Annotated in this window: 1 protein-coding gene; it reads right to left on the bottom strand. The window is 67.0% G+C overall.

Features of this window, described 5'->3' with window-relative positions; genetic code table 11:
* Positions 1-288, bottom strand: a 288-nt coding sequence (locus tag LD028_RS08780) for an agmatine deiminase family protein (RefSeq protein WP_237811589.1), incomplete at both ends; no start/stop codon positions are given.

The following is a 288-nucleotide window of genomic DNA, read 5'->3' as shown; positions in this document are numbered from 1 at the left end:
CTCTCGAGGATTTCCAGCGCCTCGCGGGAGATGGCGTGCTGTGGGTCGCTCTCGTCGTCGGTCCAGGTCAGTGCGACCTCGCCGGGGGCGACGAAGCAGCACAGGTTGTCGACGTGGCCGTCGGTCTCGTCCTGGTAGCAGCCCCGCGGCAGCCAGATGACCTTGCGGATCCCTAGGAAGTCGCCCAGCAACCGTTCCAGGTCGGCCTTGCTCAGGCCCGGATTGCGGTTGGGGTTGAGCAGGCACTCCTCGGTGGTGATCAGGGTGCCCTCGCCGTCGACGTGGATC

The organism is Anoxybacillus sp. LAT27, from assembly GCF_022030075.1.
Taxonomy (GTDB): domain Bacteria; phylum Bacillota; class Bacilli; order Bacillales; family Anoxybacillaceae; genus Anoxybacillus; species Anoxybacillus kestanbolensis.
This window is presented reverse-complemented; position numbering and strand designations above follow the sequence as displayed.